A 4,182-nucleotide genomic window follows, 5' to 3' on the forward strand; every position below is an offset into this window, starting at 1 on the left:
TCCGATGCCGTGTCGATCAACGGCACGCCCACGCTGCTGTGCACGGCTTCGGTGGACCAGTGGGCCCATCCCGCCGTCGAAGCGCCGTCCGACGAAGGCCCCGGCAACGATGGGTTCCGCCGCACCGGGCCGATCCCAAACGAGGCGGAGGCAGGCGCGAATGACGCCGCCAATCAACCCGGCCATGGGGGAACCGTCGACAGCCATCCGAACGCAACGGGTGATCTCGGCGTCATCGAGCTCGCCCCGCTGCCCGGGTTCCCCGTCCAGCGCGATCTGATCGCGGACATCGATCCGATGCTCGATCAGATCAGAAGGCTCAAGCCGTATCTTCAGGCGAAGAACGAGCTCAAGACCACGGCCGACGGCAAGATCAACGTCTTCGAGTATCTGCAGAATCCCCAGCAGCTCGCCAACTACGAGATGCTGACCAATTGCATCGCCTGCGGTGTATGCGAAGGTTCCTGCCCGGTTTTCGCGGGAGGCGACGCCTTCATCGGACCGGCCGCGCTGATAGCCGCATCCCGTTTTATCAACGACTCGCGCGATGGCGCCACATCGGAACGTCTCGAACAGATCGACACCCCCGACGGCGTGGCGGCTTGCCAGTCGGTGCGCGCATGTGGCCGTCAATGCCCGCGCGGCATCGACGTCGGAGAGGAAATGTGGCAAATCGTCGCCAAAGTTCGCGAACGCGCCTGAACGCGACGCCGTCGAGCAAACCCAACACCGTGTTCATCGAGGTCTTGCGCCCCGCTATTGTAGAACCTATGGATAAGACTTCATACACGAATCTGGCCAAGTCGTGGGAATATGCCGAAACCGTCGCGCAGGCCAGGCAGCCCGAACGGCTCGCAGCCCTGCGCCAAGCTGCCGAGCAGGAGGGATTCCCACAGGAATCGGCATGCCAGGCGGATTTCCTTCGCCTTCTGGTCAGGCTCTCGGGCGCCCAATCCGTGATCGTCGTGGGAACGGGCTCCGTCAGCGAAACATATCAGCTCATTAACGGCCTGCAAGGCGGAGGACAGCTTACCGCCGTGGATTCCTCGGCCGCCGGGGCCGCGGCCATTCGCAAACTGTTCGTCGCACTCGACGACGAAACCGACACCACACTGCGCGTGGTCAACGTGGCGGCTGGTCAGTTTCTGCCGCGTCTGAACGCCTCCGATTACGATCTCATCGTCGTGGCCGGCGACACGGCCAACTACGAGCCGGCCTTCGGACAGGCCGAGCGTCTGCTCAAACACGGCGGGACCATCGTCTTCACCGATGCTCTCGCGTTCGCCTCCCGCAAGGCCAACGGCGGTTTGATGAATCCCGCGGATCGCAGCGACAAGGCGGTGACACTCCGTGCGCTGATCGAGGAGGCGCAATCCGACGAGCGCTTCACCACAACGCTGATTCCGGTCGGCACCGGCCTGCTGCTGAGCGTCAAGCAATAGCGGCCGGCACCTGCCGATCGCCGGTCCCCGTCTATTTGCGCCGTCCGCCTCTCACGCCCGACAGCGCCACCTCCACGGCCTGGTCCACATCGTCGGTGATCACCACCAGCTTCGGATCAAACCCCGAGATCATGCCCCGTTCGCGCACGGTGTCAAACAGCCAGGCGAACAACCCCCGCCAGTACGCGGAGTCGAACAGCACCACCGGCATGTGGGCCACCTTATGCGTTTGCACCATGGTCAGCACCTCGAACATCTCGTCAAGGGTGCCGAATCCGCCGGGACAGACGATCACGGCGGAGGAATACTTCAGAAACATCGTCTTGCGCACAAAGAAATAGCGGAACGTCATGCCAAGATTGACCCAGGCGTTCAGCCCCTGCTCGTGGGGCAGTTCGATGCCCAGACCCACCGATTTGCCTCCGGCGAGCGCCGCTCCCCTGTTGGCGGCCTCCATGATACCCGGTCCGCCGCCGGTTATCACGGCCACGCCCGCCTCGGCGATCCGTTTGCCCATGTCGTATGCGGCCTGATACGCGGGATCGTCGCGCTGGGTGCGAGCCGATCCGAAAATACTGATGGCCGGGCCAAGCTCGGCAAGCGCCCCGAAACCGTCGACGAACTCCGACTGGATGCGCAGCACACGCCACGGATCCATATGCAGCCAGTCGGTGGACTGCTCGTCCGCCAGCAAATTGCCTGTGGTGGTGTCGTCGGGCACCATCGGCCCGCGAAGCATCACGGGACCACGGAAATACGTGGCGCTCTGGCCTTCCCTCCGCCTGTCGCCGAATGTCGCCTTGGAGGCGTCATAGGGCTCGTCTTGCCGCCCGCCCCCGGCGGCCGAGGCGGACAGGTCCGGCGCAGCCGCTACCGCGTTCTTCTTGTTTCCGCGTTTTCCTGTGCGTTTCCTGGCCATGGCGCGCTCCTTGTCCGACGGCATCCGCGTGGTATCCGGAAAAATCCGATAGACATCGTTATACCAAATCGCGTCGCCGCCGGTGTTCGGCGCGCTACCGTTTCCTACCGCGAATACGGAAACGCCGCGGTTTGGCGCCTGACGATTGCCGTGCGGACTCGTTCGCCGTCGTCGGCTGCGCCGCGTCGTCGCCGTCAGGCAGCGTCCGCTTCGGATGCCTGGGATGGGCGGCGCGGAATTTGGCGATGAATTCGGGAGTGAACGCGGGCATGCTCATCGTGACCGTGCCGTCCGTCAAACGATGTTCGCGTTCGGCGCCCAGCCCATCATCGTCCGCGTCTCCGTGGCGCGCCGCTCCGGCCAGTTCGGTGCGCCGCGCCTCGCGTTCGAATCGCTTGGACTGGCGACTGAGCAATATGCCGGATACGCAGGCCGCAATCAGCGAGGCGACCAGCACGCCGAAGCGGCTCTCCGCCGACAGTTCGGTATCGGCGTACGCCAGCGAGGCGATCAGGAACGACACCGTGAAACCGATGCCGCAGGCGCAGGCCGCCGGGACCAAGTCACGAACACACAGTCCCTTGGCCAGTTTCAAACCGGCTGCATGGGTGGCGATCCACGCCGTGGAGATGATACCCACGGGTTTGCCCACCACCAAGGCCACCACAATGCCGACCACCACCGGGGAGACCATGAGGGCCGGAGTCAGCGAGCTGAAGCGCACGCCGGTGGCGAACAGGGCGAAAACAGGCAACGCCACCAAAGCCGACAACGGCTGGAGCTTGTTGTAATACCGTTCGGTGCGCGCGGTTTTCTCACCGTGCATCTCGCGCGACGGGGTCAGCAATCCCACCAGCACGCCGGCCAGTGTGGGATGCACCCCCGCCTCGAACATCATGATCCAAGCCAGGATGCCGACGAATCCGGCGACCAGCCATGGCACGCGCTTCATGCGGACCAGATACGACCATGCGGCCGCGCAGGCGGCGATGCCCACGAACCAGTACCAGTCAGACAGCGACGAGAAGAACACCGCGATCAGAATGATGGCCAGCAGATCATCCACGGTGGCCAGCGTCATCAGGAACGCGCGGATGGATCCAGGCAGGGCCTTGGCGAACAAGGCGAGCACGGCCAGCGAGAAGGCGATATCCGTGGCCGTGGGAACGGCCCACCCCTGGGCGACGGTGGCGTAGTCGACCACTTCGCCCGAGGCGATGATCTGATATCCGGGCGCCGGGGGCGCAAACTCCGAATACAGCCAGGTCACGCCCAGGAACAGCACAGGCGGTACCAGCATGCCTCCCACCGCGCACAGCATCGGCACGGCCGCCGCCTTGGGATTGGACAGCGAACCGGTGGTGAGCTCCTGCTTCAGATCAAGCCCCACCACCAGGAAAAAGGCGGTGAGCAGGCCGTCCTGCGCCCAATGCCCCACCGGCAGGTCGATATTGGTGTATGGGACGGCCACATGGGTTTCGGCGATATGGGCAAACACGTCGGCGGTCAGCGGCACATTGGCCAGGACCAGGCCCAGCAGGGCGAAGCCCAGCATGATCAGGCCCGATATGCGATCGGATGCGGCAATATGCCTCACGGTTACCCACACATTCTTCGATCGCTCCGCCATGACATCCTTTCCGGTCGCACTCGATATAGTGCAATTGTACCGATTGACGTCGGACGTTCCGCCCCGGGCGCAGCCCGCTCCCCGACCGTCGATCCGGCCAGCACCGCGGTCCCGAGACATCGAAGCAATATTGGAAAAGCCCTCGTAGCTGCTGCTTCCGAGGGCTTGCGTGCGCCAGACAGGATTCGAAC

At 64.1% G+C, this 4,182-nt stretch carries 3 protein-coding genes and 1 pseudogene; 2 read left to right on the top strand and 2 right to left on the bottom strand.

The window, feature by feature from the left end; all coding sequences use genetic code 11:
- Both B2994_RS01840 and B2994_RS01845 read left to right on the top strand, forming a co-directional pair.
- Positions 1-702: 4Fe-4S dicluster domain-containing protein (locus tag B2994_RS01840; protein ID WP_291526701.1), on the top strand; the 702-nt coding region annotated here is incomplete at its 5' end.
- Positions 703-770: 68 nt separating this feature from the next.
- Positions 771-1,442, top strand: coding sequence for an O-methyltransferase (locus tag B2994_RS01845; protein WP_291526702.1), 672 nt, complete (start codon positions 771-773; stop codon positions 1,440-1,442).
- Positions 1,443-1,473: 31 nt separating this feature from the next.
- On the opposite strand, the gene B2994_RS01850 is transcribed toward B2994_RS01845, so the two are convergent.
- Entirely contained in the window at positions 1,474-2,181 is a 708-nt protein-coding gene (locus B2994_RS01850) for a TIGR00730 family Rossman fold protein (protein ID WP_291526729.1), read from the bottom strand.
- A 558-nt stretch (positions 2,182-2,739) separates the two neighbouring features.
- Positions 2,740-3,991 (bottom strand): annotated as a pseudogene (locus B2994_RS01855) (Na+/H+ antiporter NhaA); the annotation flags it as partial.
- Positions 3,992-4,182: the final 191 nt, after the last annotated feature.

The organism is Bifidobacterium sp. UBA744 (assembly GCA_002298605.1).
Lineage (GTDB): Bacteria > Actinomycetota > Actinomycetes > Actinomycetales > Bifidobacteriaceae > Bifidobacterium.